The sequence below is a fragment of the Mucilaginibacter achroorhodeus genome (assembly GCF_007846095.1).
Classification (GTDB): Bacteria; Bacteroidota; Bacteroidia; order Sphingobacteriales; family Sphingobacteriaceae; genus Mucilaginibacter; species Mucilaginibacter achroorhodeus.
In genome coordinates, this window is record NZ_VOEI01000005.1 from 153,652 (window position 1) to 171,201 (window position 17,550).

A 17,550-nucleotide genomic window follows, 5' to 3' on the forward strand; every position below is an offset into this window, starting at 1 on the left:
ATATCACACCGGCGATCAGTTAGGCACATTGTTTAATTCGGCGCCTGATTTAATGACTGATTGATTTATTTCCCTTATGCGTTTGGTGTCCATTTTTTCAACCTTACGGTCATAGGTCAAAACACCGTTTACTTCATGCTCAACATCTGTGGTTTGTGTGTAAATAGCTACGCTTAACCCTTTATATTTCAGCAGTTGTTCTACACGATTTAGCAGGAAAACATAGCGGTCGGTCAACGCTGATTGAGTTGGCTCATAGTCATACGCATTGTTTTCCACCGGCCACATATGCTCACGAACAAATAAGCCCACACCACCAAATTCTCCCAGAGATGCTGCGCGTTTCGCATCTGGTACCGATGCGCCATATGGCCCAACATAGATATGCGTATCTACGTAATCGCCATTGCCCGGATCGCCGTATGGTTTCTGATAGTCTGGATTATTGTTAAAGCCTGAGTTGCCGTTCACTAACCTGGATGGGTCGTACTGCTTTGTCCATGCAGTTATATTTTTCACATCAAAAGCACCCCAGTTCTCATTAAAGGGCACCCAGGTAATGATAGAGGGCGAATTGTAATGTTCATCAATTATGGCTTTCCATTCTTTGCGGAAAACCTTGCGGTTAACCATGGTATCCTCGTTTTGATACCATATTGCAGGCATATCCTGCCAAACCAGGAGCCCCAATTTGTCGGCCCAATAATAGAAACGCTGCGGCTCTGTTTTCATATGCTTACGTATGAGATTGTAACCTGCTTTTTTGGTAAATTCAATATCAAACTTTAAAGCATCCTCGGTTGGTGCCGTAAGCACGCCATCTGGCCAGTAACCCTGATCAAGCAAGCCAAGCTGCATCATGAATTTACCATTTATAAACGGGCGTACAATGCCGTTCAACTTAGCCAGTTTAATATCACGCATACCAAAATAACTGCTTACTTCATCAGCAATACTGCCATCACTGTTGCGCAGTGTTATCTTAAGATCATACAAAAAAGGGTGATCAGGCGACCATAGTTCCGGTTTTTCGATCGGTAGATTAAAGTAGCTTCCTGCAGCAGCTTTAACTTGAGCTATTTCTTTTGTTCCGTTTAATGCAGTAGCTGTTACACTGCCTGCAGCACCTGAAGTTACAAGCACCTTTAAACGTTTGCCATCAACATCGGGTAAGAGCTTAATGGCTTTGATGTGATTATGCGCAACCGGCTCCAGCCAAACGGTTTGCCATATGCCGGAACTGAAAGTGTAGTCTCCTCTCGGACCGTTTTTGCCGGAAGGCGCTCTACCATCATTAGCGTCATGAGCAGCTACAACGATGACATTTTTCCCTTTCTGTAGGTATGGTGTGATATTTAAGCTGAAACCGTCGTACCCCCCTGAGTGGGTTCTTGCTTTTTTACCATTTATAAATACGGTAGCGTCGTGGTCTACCGCGCCGAAATTTAATATTACATCTTTTCCTTTCCATGCAGCTGGCACCTTAAAAGCACGACGGTACCACATATTTATCTCCTGCTTCTTTTGTATGCCGGATAAGTAGGACTCCGGGCAATAAGGCACCAAGATGTTTTGCTTAATATCTTTAAATTCCGCGGGCTTTTGCGGGTTGAGTGCATTTGGTACCGACCTGCCGCCCTGATAATCCCATTTTCCATTGAGATTCATCCATTCAATCCGTTGCATTTGCGGGCGCGGATATTCATTTAAAGGTACAGCTGCTGTCTTTGCATCGTTTGTCCAGGGTGTTGGTAATTGTGCTTCCTGCGCAAAAACGTTAAAGGAGTATGAAGTAAAATAGGCAGCTATGGCAAATAATATGATTTTTTTGATTTTCGAGATCATCATATAGGCGGTTAGATGGGCAATATACAGCTTTTGTATTATGAGCTAAACAGATGTTAAGGGACCACTCATCTGTGCCGTTGGAAACTTGTTTTCAAAGATGCGCTGCCACTGTTATCTGATAGAACGCATAAAATCATTCACGTTTGTCAGCAATTACGGGTAACTCCCACTATCCCATGCGTGCAATTAAATGCTGAAACTTAATGACCAGCAAGCGATCACTAATAATCGCCGACGGCTATTTTGCTTAATTAGGCCGAAAAAAATGGCCAGCTAATAATAAACCAATACATGCTATCAACTATTTTAACTGTTAAAATTTGCTGACCGCAGTAATTATCAGTATAAGAATTACTCATCCAAAAATTCGATGTCTTGGGGATTCAATCCAGGCAATCCTTTACAAGAGCCGCTGCTTTAAATTATGATCGCGTAAAATCACGCATTTTTAAAATATTTCTTGCGTGTTAAAATTTGACTTCTTAGTTTTAGTAAAACCTAATACGCCTACATGAAATTTAACTCCCGATACAATAACCCAGAGTTTGTTTCTTATGAATTACTAACCGCACTTGGCGCCAAGGTATCAGCAGAGGAAGTAAATGAAGAACTGGAAATACACCCTGATTATCCTAATTTATTAGCTATAAACGATGTTCTTAATAATTTTGGTGCTGAAGCCGGGGCGTATAGAATACAACCTGATGATCTGCCTGAAGTTCCTTGCCCATTTATAGCACACACCACAAAGCCGGGCTATGAGTTTATGCTGGTAAAAAAGGTAGTCGATGGCATGCTTACTGTAGTAAGTGACAACCATGGCAGCCATAAAATGAACTTAAAGGAATTTAATGACATTTTTGATGGTGTTGTACTGGTACCTGAACATACCGGTGAAACACACAAAACGCAATCTAAAAGCGCATTCCATTTTAACCAGATAAGCGGAAATGTCATTGCGGTGCTAATTTGTGTTCTAATAACAGGAGGCATATTTCTACTTGTAAATAATATCAACATCTGGCAGTCAGGCGCTTTGCTTATTGTAAAAACGGCTGGTTTGGCTGTTTCAATTTTGCTATTGGTACAAAGCATCGATAAAAATAACCCTCTCGTACAAACCTTGTGCGGGGGCGGTGGTAAAACAAATTGTAACGCCATTTTATCGTCGAAGGCGGCTAATGTAGTTAAGGGTTTAAGCTGGAGTGATGTTGGCTTCTTTTACTTTGCCGGTACCTGGTTAGCGTTGCTATTTTCAGGTAACAACTTAGCTAATCTGCAGTTGCTTGCCGTATTGAATATTTTGAGCTTACCTTATACTTTTTACTCTATATACTACCAGGCCAGGGTTGCCAAACAATGGTGCCTGTTTTGCTGCATTACACAAGCTTTGTTGTGGCTGGAGTTCGGCTCGTTTATAACATTGTTCAATCAGCCTTTTAATATGCCTGCTGCAAGCGGATTTGTCATTATAGCTTTGTGTTTAGCGTTCCCGGTTATTGGCTGGCTACTGCTTAAGCCGCTACTGCTACAAAACCAGCAGGGAACCATCATCAGAGAGCAGCTTCGAAAGTTTAAATACAACCAGGAAGTTTTTAGCAACCTGTTAAAAGAGCAACCAAAATATGCGCTGCCGCATACCGATTGGAGTATTGTTTTAGGCAATGTGGAGGCGGACAACATCATCACAATGGTAAGCAATCCATATTGCCCACCCTGTGCTAACACACACAGCGTGCTTGATAAATGGCTTGATAGTAATTTGGGTCTTCAAGTGAGGTTGGTTTTTACTGCCAGTAATTACGATGGCGATATAAAAACGCCGGTTACACGACACTTTATGGCGCTTGCCGACCAAAAAGACGAAGCGGCAGTTAAACTTGCACTACATGATTGGTATGAGCAAAAGCAAAAAGATTATACCTCTTGGGAAAAAGCCCACCCGGTAACACTTAATAAAGACTTGTTTTATAAACTGGAAAAGCAGCGTGCCTGGTGCGATATGGCAGATATAAAAGCCACGCCCACCATTTTGGTAAACGGACACCGCTTACCTGATGCTTACCGTATACAGGATATCAAATATCTGCTGGCACAGCAATAAAGAAACTTCTCGCGAAAGTAAAGAAGCATGCACTTTTCAATGAATGCAGCCTAAGTTGCCGGGGCGTGGTTTCGGCAAAGATAACTAAATTATAATTTTTTGTTTTATGTCTAAATTTATGAAACTCTCGAGAGTAGAGATGAAAAATGTTATGGGTGGAGTGGCACAATGTACTTTAACTGTTTCTGGCCCAAACTACAGTAATCCGCAAACTATCGCTACGAGCGCAAGTAATTCAAGTGAGGCAAATGATCGCTGTGTGGCTTTAATTATGGATCCTGGTAATGGGGTTTATCACTGTGGCTACAGCTGTGGTGGTGGCAATCCGTCATAATTTTAAAAGGAGAGGGAGTGTAGTTTCCCTCTCCTTAATCTTTTTAACAACTCTAAATGAAAAGATACTTTTTATTATTCCTTTTACTACAGCTAACAGTAGTATCCGTGTGGAGTAAGCCCGTTAAAACTGCTGCAAACTCCAATTATGTTACCATTCTATTTAGTTTATCTAAACAAGAAACCATTTCATTTCAATACTATGATAGTTTGTTCAACTTTCATACGCTTGTATTTGATAATGAATCATCTAAAGATAGTGTAATAACCAAAAAAATATATTCCGCTCATCCGATTTCTTGGTCATATGGTATTTTAAACGACGATTTAAAAGGCGACTGGAAAATCATGTACTATGTGTTTCTTGCACAGCCCGGCGACAGCCTATACCTGTCTTATAAAAACAAACCCTTTTTAAACACCAGTCGTTGTAAACCTAACAACATAATTGCTGAAAAACCGGTATCTTATTACAGTAATGTAAAGCCGCATGCTGCTAAACCAGGCAATCAATCAAAAAATGATGCCTGGCTTTCTTTTCTTCAATATTTTAATGAAAAATATGAAGAAGAACTCAAGGAAATTAGTGCTGATGTTATTTCACGCGGGCTTAATGAAACTAATGATGAAAATCGCCGATTGATCTGTCGGATTCATTATTATAAAAAGCTTTTTGACTGGTTATGGCAAGGGGACGGAACGTTTTTCCCACCTGCAGCAACTTTATTAGGAAGCCGATTAACTGAAATAAAAGATATCATTAACGATAAAAATCTATTTATTACAAACGAATTATTGGATGTCATTGATGGTTATGTCAGGCTGAAGCTTATTAAGCAAAACAAGGATTTTTCAAACGGAATAAATATTTATAACGCCGCAGCTAACGAAGATCTCGGTAAATATAAATCCGGTTATTTAAATGTGTGTCTTAAAAAAAGTCCTGTAAAAACTGGAGCTGCATATAGCGCTATTTTGCAGGATTATCGGCAGCGCTATGTAAACACAGCCTACATTGGCGCGTTAGACAGCCTCGCACACAACGCCCTTAAATATTTTCCTTTAAATAACAAGCTACTTTCATCGAATGGAGTAATCATCGACTTTAAAAAAGTGATTGATGAACCTGCACGATATACCTTTATTGATTTTTGGGCGAGTTGGTGTTTACCTTGCCGGCAGCAATTACCCCTTTTACACAAAATAAAGCAGAAATTAGGCAAATATCCAATAAAATTTATTTCCGTAAACCTGGACGAAAAACCGGAGGCCTGGAAAGAAGCGTCTAAAAAAGATGCCCTTTATCTCGCAGAAAACAATTTTTATTTGCTACCTCATCTAAAAAAAGAATTAGTAAGTAAATTAAAAATGAACTTGATACCAAGATATATCGTGTTGAAAGGCTCCCAAATATTAGCTGCTGATTTTTACCAACCGGTTGAGCCGGCGTTTGAAAAAGAATTAATTATGCTTTTAAACTTCAACCATTAATACTTTATCACCAGCTATGCCATTCCCCTTTTACAAACAACCTGATCAAATGGATTGCGGCCCTACCTGCCTGCGCATGGTGGCAAAGCATTTCGGCCGTAATTTTAAGATCCAAACGCTCAGGCAGCTTTGCGAGATCAACCGCGAGGGGGTATCGCTTCTGGGCATTAGTGATGCGGCAGAAAAGATAGGTTTTCGCTCTTTGGGGGCAAAGCTAAACCTGCGCGATTTAAAAGAAGCGGAATTACCCTGCATACTGCACTGGCGGCAGAACCATTTTGTGGTACTTTATAAAATAAAGAAAAACAAATACTACATAGCCGACCCGGGAAGCGGCCTTGTTACCTTAAGCGAGGCAGGTTTCAGCAAAAACTGGATCTCAGATGTTGAAGCTAACGAAGGTATCGCCCTGCTGCTGGCACCAACCCCTTATTTTTACGAGCAGGAAGATGAAAAGAATACTTCCGTTACCTGGAGTTTCCTGCTACGGTACCTGGTTGCTTACAGGCAATTGATCATACAACTTTTGTTCGGCTTGGGTATCGGCAGTTTGCTGCAGCTGATAACGCCATTCTTAACACAGTCGGTGGTAGATGTTGGTATCAATACACGCAACCTCAATTTTGTATATATTGTTATCATTGCCCAGGCGATGCTCATTATAGGCAGGGTAAGTGTAGAGTTTATCCGCTCGTGGATACTACTGCACATCAGCACACGGGTTAATATCTCTATCCTTACGGATTTCCTTATCAAACTCATGAAACTGCCCATCAGCTTTTTTGATACCAAAATGACGGGCGATATCATGCAGCGCATGAACGATCAGCGGCGCATCGAAAGCTTTCTTACCGGCTCAACGCTTACCACGCTGTTTTCCATGTTCAACCTGGTCATTTTCTCCGTGGTGCTGGCCTATTACAACGTTGTAATATTTTTTGTTTACCTGGTAAGCAGTGCGCTTTACATCGGTTGGATAATGGCATTTTTAAAGCGCCGCAGGGAGCTTAATTACAAAAGTTTCGAGATATCCGCCAAAAATCAAAGCAGCGTTGTGCAGCTTGTAAGCGGCATGCAGGAGATTAAATTAAATAACTGCGAACAGCAAAAGCGCTGGGAGTGGGAACATCTGCAAGCGCGCCTTTTTAAGTTTAATGTTAAAAGTTTAGCTTTAAGCCAATACCAGCAAGGCGGGTCTACATTTATCAATGAGGCTACCAATCTGGCCATCACCTTTCTAAGTGCTAAAGCTGTAATAGATGGCCAGCTTACTTTAGGTGCTATGATGGCTGTACAATATATCATCGGTCAGCTTAATGCGCCGGTACAACAATTTTTAACATTTATCCAGAACTTTCAGGATGCACGTATCAGCCTGGAACGCCTTAACGAGATACATGAAATGGCCGACGAAGAGCCAATCGAACGGGAGTTTAATCATAGCCTACCGCAAAATTTAAGTATCAGCCTTAATAACCTTACTTTCAGATACCCGGGGGCGGGTAATGAACCCGTTTTGCAAAATATAAGCCTGGAGATACCGCAAGGCAAAACCACGGCAATTGTTGGCATGAGCGGTAGTGGGAAAACTACCGTCCTGAAGATTTTATTGCGTTTTTACGAACCTAACGCCGGAGAAATAAAAGTTGGCGGACAGCTATTGAGTAATATTGGCTTTAAGCGTTGGCGTAACGCATGTGGTGTAGTAATGCAGGACGGCTTCATCTTCTCAGACACCATTGAGCGCAATATTGCTGTAGGCGATGATCATCCTGATAAGGCTAAACTTGCTCACGCTATCAATGTAGCCAACATCCAGGATCTGATAGAAGGCTTGCCCCTGGGGCTCAAAACAAAAATAGGCGCTGAGGGGAATGGCATAAGCCAGGGCCAGCGGCAGCGGTTGCTGATTGCCCGGGCCGTTTACAAAGACCCGGAATATCTTTTCTTCGATGAAGCCACCAACGCGCTGGATGCTAACAACGAGAAGGTGATCATGAACAATATGCAATCTTTTTTCACCGGCCGTACGGTGGTGATTGTGGCGCACAGGTTAAGTACAGTTAATAATGCTGACAACATTATTGTGCTGGAACAAGGCGCCATTATAGAACAAGGTAGCCATAAGCAATTAACTGCGCTTAAAGGCAAGTATTATGAACTGGTAAAAAATCAATTGGAGTTAGGTGCCTGATAAGTTTAATATGCCATTAAATAACGACATAGCAACATCCGCGCGTCATAGCGACGATATGCAGGATATCATCACAACGGTGCCATCATGGGTACTGCGATGGGGTACAACCGTGTTTTTCTGCACCTTAGTTTTGATCTTAAGCCTATCTGCACTTATCCGATACCCGGAAATCGTTAAAGCGAAGCTCAGCATCACGTCGCCGAATGTGGCAAAACCCGTGATACCCAAAATTACCGGCAGGTTAAGTAAATTACTTGTACAAAATAACCAGACTGTAAAAGCCGGCCAACCACTTGCCTATCTTGAAAGCACGGCAGATCATGCTCAGGTATTGCAACTCATAACTTCATTAACGCAGCTGCGGCAACAGTTTACATCAGGAAACATTATTGCTGCTGATCTTTATGCGGCTAAACATTTCGATCAGCTTGGCGAATTACAGGGCGCGTTTCAAACCTTCAGTCAGTCCTTGTTGTCTTACAATACTGCCGTGCAAAGCGGCTTTCTGCTTAAAAAGCGGAATTACCTGCTCAACGACATTACCAGCCTTAATAAACAGGCCGAGCAATTAAACAGCGAACGCACTCTGCAACAACGCGATCTCGCGCTGGCTGAAGAAGACTATAAAGTACACCGCAAATTGGCTGATCAAAAGGTTGAAACACCTTCAGAGTTAAGGCAGCAGGAAAGCAAATATCTCGCCCGAAAATCGCCTTTGATACAAACTGATGCAGCTATCATAGCTGCCAAGACCAATTTATTGGCCAAGCAAAAAGAGATATTAGAACTGGATAACCAGGTTTCCGAGGAGAAGGCCAAATTTTCGCAGGCACTGAACAGCCTCATTAGCCAGGCCGAAGACTGGAAAAATAAATACGTGTTAACCGCTTCTGAACAAGGAAAGATCTCTTTCGCCGGCAATATCCAACAAAATCAAATGGTGTCGCCATCTGCAGATGTATTTTACATTAATACCGGTAACGAGAAATATTTCGGTGAGATGAATATCCCGCAAGATAACCTGGGGAAGGTTAGGCAAGGACAGCAGGTTTTGGTGAAACTACGCAGCTACCGCTTTGAGGAATACGGCATGCTTAGGGGGCGTATAAGTTATATTGCTGATGTGCCTTACAAAGACAGCGTTTTTATTTCGAAGGTAAGCTTCGAAGCCAAAAGCTCCGATATGAAAAAGCCTATACAGCTAAAACAGGGTATGGTTGCCGATGCCGATATTATCACAGAAGATGCCACACTTCTGCAAAGGCTTACAAGAAATATTGTAAGGGCAATGAACTCTCAGTAAAGGCCAGCGCTTCAACATTATTATTAGATGCGCAGTTGTAGAGGTTAGCTCTTGATATATAATAGTCTTGGGCATGTTGTTTTAGCACGTCAGCGAGTACATCTGCAGCTTTTTTACGATAAGCACTAACCGGCCAGGTTGTCATTTTAATGGCTTTTAGATTAGGGAACTGGCTTACCGAAGAACCCATGAATACGGTACATCACTTTCCGGTATTTACTAACTGCAGCAGCATATTATGTCGTTTACTTTGATCTTTACATTCAGCGACTTTTGATGTTTACTAACGATCTTGTTTGTGATTGGCTTAATAAACAGTGATTGTAACTTGTGACTAAGCCTTATAAGAAATTAGATCTAAGTGCTGCGATCCTTAACCTAAAAAATTATCTCAAGTTTTGAACTTGCCGTCCCATCTAATGTAAAAAGCTTAAATTTGAAATTGTTTATTACGAAACTACTTAGATTTCGTTATCAATGTCACTTCGTTCGAATCTTGTTTTAGTCATTTTGTTCTCGGTCATTTTTTGCGCCTTAAAAGGGCGTGGACAGGGCCTGCAATTCAATTCTAACGATAGCCTCATGAGCAGGCGTACTTCCTATACCGTGTTTAGGGAAGCTCCCACCTTTCATGATAGCTTTGAAATGGCGTTTGATCTGTCCCTTTGGGATAACGATCACCTGGGGTATGTATTTAACATTACAGATACAAAAAATAATTCCTATAGCTTAACCTACATCTATAATCATAATGGTTCGCCCACTCTGAATTTTAATATTGATAGCAAAAGCAATAAAATAGAGATACCGCTTGATATCGATCTGCTTAAGCGGCGCAAGTGGATGAAGGTTAAGGTGATTGTTGATCTTCTGAAAAATAGCGTCGGCATTATTATCAACGGCAAATCTTATCAGGCAAAGGGTTTCGGGTTCGATAAAAGTATTACGCCCAAAATAACTTTCGGGCTAAATTCACACTACTCAGATGTGCCTAAAATGGCAATCAAAGATCTTACGGTAACCAGCGGTGGTGATCTTTATCATTTTCCGCTTGATGAGTGGAAGGGAAATATTGTACATACTGATGAAGGCGACCCTTTGGGTTTTGTTGATCATCCTAACTGGCTTATTAATGGATCTTTCTTTTGGGCATTAAAGTTTAAGCGGAATTTTAAAGAAGTAGCAGGGCTTAATTTTAACGATGCCACGCAACAATTACTAATGTTCAAAAGCGATTCTGTAGTGCGCTACAATCTACAATTGGATGCCATAGATGCTAAACCATACGCCAACCCCAACCCGATAAAGCTGTTCCTGGGTAAAAGTTTTTTAAATGCAGATCAAGGCAAGTTGTACGAATATGAAGTGCAGCCGCGAGATACCGCCAGTAGTATTGTATCGCTTAATTTAAATACGCTTACATGGGAACGCATTGGTAAAGCCACCACTAAAGAGCAACGGCACCATCATAATATGTTCTTTGATAATACGGGCAGCAATTTTTACATTTTTGGCGGTTATGGGTCTTTCTCTTACCACAATGATTTTCTGGCGTATAATAAAGCGGCCGACACATGGGAAACCTTAAGTTTTAAAGGCGACACCATTTTGCCAAGATTTTTCTCTGGCAGCAGCAAGGCTAACAATAAAAACGAGGTTTACATTTTTGGCGGCTATGGAAACCAATCTGGAAACCAGATTGTTGGGGGGCGGCACTTTTATGACCTTTACAAGGTTGATCTCAATAACCGAACCATCAAAAAGCTTTGGGAGATCGATCCTTCAGGAGAGTCCTTTGTGTCAGCCAACAATCTTATCGTTTCAAAAGATGGCAAGTATTTTTACGCCCTTTGCTATCCGCACGAGAAACCTAAGACAGCACTGCGTTTATATAAATTTGCTATAAAGGATGGGGCGTACGAAGTTGTAAGTGGTGTTATTCCGGTAACATCAGAGCGCATTGAGAGTGATTTTAATTTGTTCTACGATGCCAAGCAGGACGAGTTTATTTGCACTGCACAGGAATTTACCTCGCCCGACCAATCCTCCATCCGAATTTATACCCTAACCGCCCCGCCAATAAAACAGAGCGTGTATCTGGCATCTTTAAAGCCCGAAAACAGTGGCATGAGAAGCCAATACAAATACATCATCTTCGGTGCACTATTGTTGCTGATAGGCTTTTCAGGTATCTATTTAGTCAGAAAAAGGAGGCATGGTAAAGTACCGCTAAAAGGCGAAGATGATATTTTACCTTCTTATAGAATTAATGCAAAAGACGCTGAGAAAAGGCCTGATAGCGTATACCTTTTTGGTGAGTTTACGGCTTACGATAAAGTTGGGAAAGATATTACGTATTTATTCAGTCCTAAAATCAAACAGCTTTTTATCTTACTGCTATTGAACAGTAAGGATGGACAAGGGGTCGTCTCTAAAAAGATATCAGCCACACTTTGGCCTGATAAGGAAATAACCAAAACCAAAAATATCCGCGGTGTAACCATTAATCACCTGCGCAATATTATTGCAGATATCAATGGCCTGGACCTAACATTTGTTAATGATACCTACTGCTTTTTATTGAGTAACGGCTTCCGATGCGACTATTTTACGTTAGTAGGTGAGCTTGATCGTTTGCAACGCGGCGAAATATCAGCAGAGCAGTTAGTTGAAGAACAGTTTGGGTTATTTGCCCGCGGATCTTTATTGCGTGATGTTCCTGAGAACTGGCTGGATGATTTTAAACAAAAGTTTGAGGAACAGTTGCTCAGCGTTGTCATTCCCGAAGTGAAGCGTATATATGAAACCGGCCATTACAAACAGGCTCTTGAACTTGCGCGTATTGCGCTCAATATGGATCCATTCAACGATGTTGCCATTAAGTACAAATTAAAGGCGGTACGCAGAATAAAAGGGGTGGAGCAGGCACGTAAAACTTACGATGATTTTGCGGCGGATTACGAGCGATCATTAGGCGGCCTATACGCCATCCCGTTTGATAAGATCTGTAAATAATGTCTTCGTGCTTTACTGATTAATTTTCCGGTTAAAATTACTGTGGTTAACAAAAAATATAGGTTATTAACCCTTTTGTTAACCCATCTCTTAATACACCACAGTTTATACTTGTTCACCGGTTAACCAATTACAGGCCGTAACCAGGGCTTGCCTGCCGGCACTTATAAACCAATTTTAACCAATTAATCTATGGATGAAAACTCTACCAATTATGGTGTACGCCATTGCGCACGCTATGTTGCAAAACTGAAGGGGAGTATGGCATGTGGCCTGCTGTCGTTTTGGCTTTTGCTGCTGTGCATTAACGTAAATGCACAAACTATACCGGTTACAGGTGTAGTGTCAGACCAGTCGGGTGTTCTGCCCGGTGTGTCTGTTGCCATTAAAGGAACTACAACAGGTGCTGTTACGGATGTTAACGGCAAATATACCCTCAATGTAACCGGCGGCCAAAAGCTTGTATTCAGTTTTTTGGGCTATGCTACACAAGAGATTGTTTACAGTGGCCAAAAGCAATTGAATGTAAAGCTTGCAACAAATGCTTCAACTCTAAATGAAGTTGTTGTTGTAGGTTATGGTACGCAACGCAAAGCCACGCTTACCGGGTCGGTAGCCAGTGTTACCGGAAGCGAGATCACCACAACTAAAAACGAGAACGTATTAAACTCTTTAACCGGTAAAGTTGCAGGCTTAAGGGTAACACAAAATTCAGCCGAACCCGGCTCATTCGATAACTCTTTCAGTATACGTGGTTTCGGCGACCCGCTTGTGGTGATTGATGGTGTTCCCCGCGATAACATTACTCGCCTGGATCCGAATGACATTGAAAGTGTATCAGTGTTGAAAGATGCCTCTGCGGCTATTTATGGTGTTCGTGCGGCAAATGGTGTGATATTGGTAACTACCAAACGAGGTAAAAAAGGAACGCTTGAACTTAATTACTCCGGTACTTACGGCTTACAGGTACCATCCGGCTTGCCTAAACCCGTTGGCGCATTAGATTTTATGACGCTGGTTAACGAACAGCTATTGCACAACGTTAACGGCGGCCAGGTAAAATATTCCCAGGCAGATTTTGATGCCTTCCGTAACGGTACCCGCACAAGTACAGATTGGTACTCGCCGGTTATCAAAAACAGTGTACCGCAATCGCAGCACAACTTAAATGCAATGGGTGGCAGCGACAATACCAACTACTTTGTAAGTATGGGAATTACCCAACAGGATGGTTTTTTGCGCAGCAACGATCTTAACTACAAACGTTACAACCTGCGCTCTAACTTAACTACCCGCATCACCAAAAACTTAAGTGTTGATGTAAACATTAATGGAACGCTTGATGAGAAAAATCAGCCATATCAGGATGCATGGTGGATCATCCGCTCGTTTTGGCGCCAGGTACCAACGCAGCCAATCTACGCTAACAACAATCCGGCTTATTTGAACATTGGCGAGGTTGATGGCAGTAACCCGGTGGCCCTTGCAGATGCAGATGTGAACGGTTATCGTAAGTACACTAACCGCTGGCTGCAATCGCAGGTATCTGCAACATGGCAAATACCTTATGTGCAGGGCTTAAGTGCTAAAGGTTTGTTTGCTTATGATTACTATCACTCTAACAATAAGCTTTACCAAAAAACTTATAATCAGTACAGCTACGACGCCAACAGCGATACATACAGGCCTACGACCTACCAGTCGCCGGCAACTATTCGTAATGAGTCGTTTGAGCGCCCGGGCACTCTAATGCAGTTATCTTTAAATTATGATCATACGTTTGGCGATCACAGCTTTACTGGTTTGTTGCTGTATGAAGAGAACCACCGCCAGCAGGACAACTTTTATGCACAGCGTGAGCTATCCCTGCCTGTAGACCAAATATTTGCCGGTAATGCACAAAACCAGATAGGTTCTGCCAACATCGGCGACATCTACGACTATGTGAACAAGTCGGTAGTTGGGCGTATCAATTACAACTACAAATCCAAATACCTTGCAGAGGTCAGCTTTCGCCAGGACGGCTCATCGCGTTTCTCGCCAACAAAACGCTGGGGCTTTTTCCCGGCAGCATCCGTAGGCTGGCGTATAACCCAGGAAGATTTCTGGAAAAATAGTGGTCTCTCGTTTATCAATGACCTGAAACTAAGGGCGGCTTACGGTAAAGTAGGCGACGACTCGGCGTTGGCCTACCAGTTTCTTACTGGCTACCGTTATCCCGCCAATGGTTCTAACAACCAACTGCCGCCAGGCTCCGTGTTTGATGGCACGTTTGTGAACGCCGTTGAAAACCTGGGTATAGCTAACCAAAACCTTACCTGGTTCAACGCCGAAACCTACAACATCGGTTTGGATGCCGAAGCCTGGAATGGATTAATAGGTGCAACCTTTAACGTTTTCAGGCGCGATAGGTCAGGCTTGTTAGGTACGCAGATCTTAAATTTGCCAAGTGTGGTAGGTGCAACCCTGCCACAGGAAAACCTGAACAGCGACCGCACCCAGGGTTTTGAGATCGAGTTGAGCCACCGCAATCATATCGGTGCATTCAATTACAACATCCGGGGTAATGTTGCCTATGCACGCACGCAAAATCGCACCGTTGTACAGGCGCGTTTCGGCAACTCACAGCTTAATTGGCACAATAACCAGAACAACCGTTGGAACAATATTTACTGGGGCTACGGCGCGGGAGGCCGCTATACCAACTACCAGGATATCTTGAACAACAATCAATTCGTATCACGCAACGCGGTGGTAGGGGATTATATTTACCAGGATTGGAACGGCGACGGACAGATCACCGGCGATGACGTACACCCAATAGCTTACAACAGCGCTCCACTAACAAACTTCGGTTTAACCATTGGTGGCTCTTATAAAGGGTTCGATTTTAACATGGTTTGGCAGGGTGCTACCGGTGTTACGGTATCATACCAGGAACAATTAAACATTCCACTATGGGGAGGGGGCAGCGCATTAGCAATGTTTATGGACAGATATCACCCCACAGACCCCAATGCCGATCCGTACAACCCTAACACGGTATGGACGCCGGGCAACTATGCTTTAACAGGAACCACTGCCGATGTTAATTCGATGTTCAACATCCAGGATGCATCTTTTGTAAGGTTAAAATCTGCTGAAATAGGTTACAGCCTATCTCCCGGCGCGATCAAAAAGATCGGTATCAAAGGCGCGCGGATCTTTGTTAACGGTTATAACGTGCTGACGTTTACAGGTGTCAAGTACCTTGACCCTGAGCACCCATCATCAACCTATGGTTACCTGTACCCGCTTAATAAGACCTTCTCATTAGGTGTTAATGTTAAGCTTTAAACTTTACCAACATGAAAAAAACGATATACACCGTACTTTGCTTTTTAATATGCTGGACCACGGCATGTAAAAAGCTTGATGTACCGCCAATAAATATTATACAGGATAAAGACGTATTAAGCAACGCTGGTGGCGTGCAAGCTTACATGGCCCGCCTTTACGCACAATTACCCATTGAGGACTTCAGATATTCACCCGAGAGAGGTTTAAATTTCTTTTGGATCATCAGTCCTTTCCCTGCCGTTACCGGCGAGGCGCTTAGCCGCGACCAGCGTGGTGCCATGCAGGAAAATGTAAACGAATCGCCATGGGCGGATTGCTACAGGCTGGTACGAGATGTAAATTACTTCTTAGAGAATATAGACCAGTACAGCAGTAATTTTAGCGAGGCCCAAGTTAACTCATGGAAAGGTGAGGCACGCTTCATACGTGGCGCAACTTACTTCGCCCTGGTTAAACGTTACGGTGGTGTGCCTTTGGTTGATAAGGTTTTGCAATACCCAACCAGCGATCTGGCAGGGTTAAACATGCCCCGCGCTTCCGAAGAAGCAACTTATGATTTCATTGCTGCCGATTTGGATTACGCTTATCAGAATATGAGCGAAACCAATCAGGCCGGCCGGGCAAATAAATATACTGCTGCAGGCTTTAAATCAAGGGTAATGTTGTTTGCAGGTTCTATTGCCAAGTACAACAATATTACTTTGATTGATGGTGGCGCCCGCATATGTGGTATCTCATCATCAAAAGCGGTTACTTACTTCAAAGCCGCTTACGATGCTGCCAAACTGCTTGATGGAAAATACAGCCTTTATAAGAAAACATGGGCAGCAGGCGACAAAGAAGCACAATATCAAAACTTTGTTAACTTGTTTTTTGATGCCAGCAGCCCGGAGAATGTTTTTGTAAAACAATATCACTACCCTGAGTCGGTGCATGGTTATGATGCCTACAATGTTCCGCGCCAGCTGATGGGTGCAAACGGTTACTCCGCAGAGGTTAATCCAACGCTTGATTATGTTGAACTTTTTGATGGCTTGCCTAAAAACAGCGACGGTACATTAAAAACTACCACTGCCGGTAAGTACGATCTGTACACCAACACCATGGACCTGTTTGCGAACGCTGAGCCGCGTTTAAGGGCAACCGTTATTTTACCCGGCGACCAATTTAAGGGTCAAAGTATCGAGATCCGCCGTGGTATCTATACCGGCAGTTCTGCGGGTGGTATCAGTCCATTATTACCGGCCGGTTCAACAGCAAATTATCCAACTACTAACATTGTTCAATCTTCAAACGCAAACCAAACGCCGTACAAACTATCCGATGGCACAACCATGAACCCTGCAGGCCTTAGCGGTATATTCACAGGCGATGGTACATGTGCTATCTCGGGCTTTTCTATCCGCAAATGGTTGGTGCCGGATAAACCTACATCAGAAGTTTTGGAGAACCGTTCTGACCAAACCTGGATAGAAATGCGTTATGCCGAAGTGCTTTTGAACTATGCGGAAGCTGCTTGGGAGCTAAACAGCCTTGGGCAAAGCGGCACTTATTTATCTGACGCGATGAACGCCATTAACCAGATACGTGAACGCGCCGGCGCAACACCGCTTACAGGTGCGGGCGATCTGCTAACTGTTGACACTATAAGGAAAGAAAGAAGGAAAGAACTTGGTTTTGAAAACAAAATATGGTGGGATATGCGCAGATGGAGAACTGCCGATAAAGAGCAAAATGCAACATTGTACCGTGTGCTGATGCCGTTTTACTCTGCCAATGATAAGAAGTACTTCTTTGATGCCCGTACTGATGAGCGCAATGTAAGATACACTTTCGATGTGCGCTGGTACTATGAGCAAATCCCTAACGGAGAGATACAAAAAAGCCAGAAGTTAGTTCAAAACCCAGGTTATTAATTTA

At 42.8% G+C, this 17,550-nt stretch carries 8 protein-coding genes; 7 read left to right on the forward strand and 1 reads right to left on the reverse strand.

The features are described 5' to 3' along the window. Positions 1-15 precede the first annotated feature (15 nt). Positions 16-1,848 carry a glycoside hydrolase family 2 protein gene (locus FPZ42_RS14470; protein ID WP_261382301.1) on the reverse strand — a complete coding sequence of 611 codons (1,833 nt, stop codon included), beginning with the start codon at positions 1,846-1,848 and terminating at the stop codon, positions 16-18. A 511-nt stretch (positions 1,849-2,359) separates the two neighbouring features. Between FPZ42_RS14470 and FPZ42_RS14475 the strand changes: the two genes are divergently transcribed. From FPZ42_RS14475 to FPZ42_RS14505, 7 genes are all read left to right on the forward strand, one after another. Next, positions 2,360-3,952 carry a vitamin K epoxide reductase family protein gene (locus FPZ42_RS14475; protein WP_146272368.1) on the forward strand — a complete coding sequence of 531 codons (1,593 nt, stop codon included), beginning with the start codon at positions 2,360-2,362 and terminating at the stop codon, positions 3,950-3,952. 390 nt (positions 3,953-4,342) lie between these two features. Further along, on the forward strand, positions 4,343-5,776 hold the full coding sequence (locus FPZ42_RS14480; RefSeq protein WP_146272369.1) for a TlpA family protein disulfide reductase: 1,434 nt from the start codon (positions 4,343-4,345) through the stop codon (positions 5,774-5,776). A gap of 16 nt (positions 5,777-5,792) precedes the next feature. Further along, the gene (locus tag FPZ42_RS14485; protein ID WP_146272370.1) at positions 5,793-7,970 is read left to right on the forward strand and encodes a peptidase domain-containing ABC transporter; all 2,178 of its coding nucleotides are present in this window, start codon (positions 5,793-5,795) and stop codon (positions 7,968-7,970) included. A 10-nt stretch (positions 7,971-7,980) separates the two neighbouring features. Next, positions 7,981-9,276 (forward strand): HlyD family secretion protein, encoded by a 1,296-nt coding sequence (locus FPZ42_RS14490; protein WP_146272371.1) that lies wholly within the window; start codon positions 7,981-7,983, stop codon positions 9,274-9,276. A 582-nt stretch (positions 9,277-9,858) separates the two neighbouring features. After that, positions 9,859-12,291 carry a bacterial transcriptional activator domain-containing protein gene (locus FPZ42_RS14495; RefSeq protein ID WP_186458783.1) on the forward strand — a complete coding sequence of 811 codons (2,433 nt, stop codon included), beginning with the start codon at positions 9,859-9,861 and terminating at the stop codon, positions 12,289-12,291. Positions 12,292-12,483: 192 nt separating this feature from the next. Continuing rightward, positions 12,484-15,627, forward strand: a complete 3,144-nt coding sequence (locus tag FPZ42_RS14500) for a SusC/RagA family TonB-linked outer membrane protein (protein WP_146272373.1) — start codon at positions 12,484-12,486, stop codon at positions 15,625-15,627. Positions 15,628-15,638: 11 nt separating this feature from the next. Beyond that, positions 15,639-17,546 carry a RagB/SusD family nutrient uptake outer membrane protein gene (locus FPZ42_RS14505; protein ID WP_146272374.1) on the forward strand — a complete coding sequence of 636 codons (1,908 nt, stop codon included), beginning with the start codon at positions 15,639-15,641 and terminating at the stop codon, positions 17,544-17,546. The last annotated feature ends 4 nt before the right edge of the window (positions 17,547-17,550 follow it).

What these genes read in the sequence shown, in the direction of transcription:
- FPZ42_RS14505 (WP_146272374.1), top strand. Translation starts at nt 15,639, where the DNA reads ATGAAAAAAACGATATACACCGTACTTTGCTTTTTAATATGCTGGACC.
- FPZ42_RS14485 (WP_146272370.1), top strand. Translation starts at nt 5,793, where the DNA reads ATGCCATTCCCCTTTTACAAACAACCTGATCAAATGGATTGCGGCCCT.
- FPZ42_RS14475 (WP_146272368.1), top strand. Translation starts at nt 2,360, where the DNA reads ATGAAATTTAACTCCCGATACAATAACCCAGAGTTTGTTTCTTATGAA.
- FPZ42_RS14490 (WP_146272371.1), top strand. Translation starts at nt 7,981, where the DNA reads ATGCCATTAAATAACGACATAGCAACATCCGCGCGTCATAGCGACGAT.
- FPZ42_RS14500 (WP_146272373.1), top strand. Translation starts at nt 12,484, where the DNA reads ATGGATGAAAACTCTACCAATTATGGTGTACGCCATTGCGCACGCTAT.
- FPZ42_RS14495 (WP_186458783.1), top strand. Translation starts at nt 9,859, where the DNA reads ATGAGCAGGCGTACTTCCTATACCGTGTTTAGGGAAGCTCCCACCTTT.
- FPZ42_RS14480 (WP_146272369.1), top strand. Translation starts at nt 4,343, where the DNA reads ATGAAAAGATACTTTTTATTATTCCTTTTACTACAGCTAACAGTAGTA.
- FPZ42_RS14470 (WP_261382301.1), bottom strand. Translation starts at nt 1,848, where the DNA reads ATGATGATCTCGAAAATCAAAAAAATCATATTATTTGCCATAGCTGCC.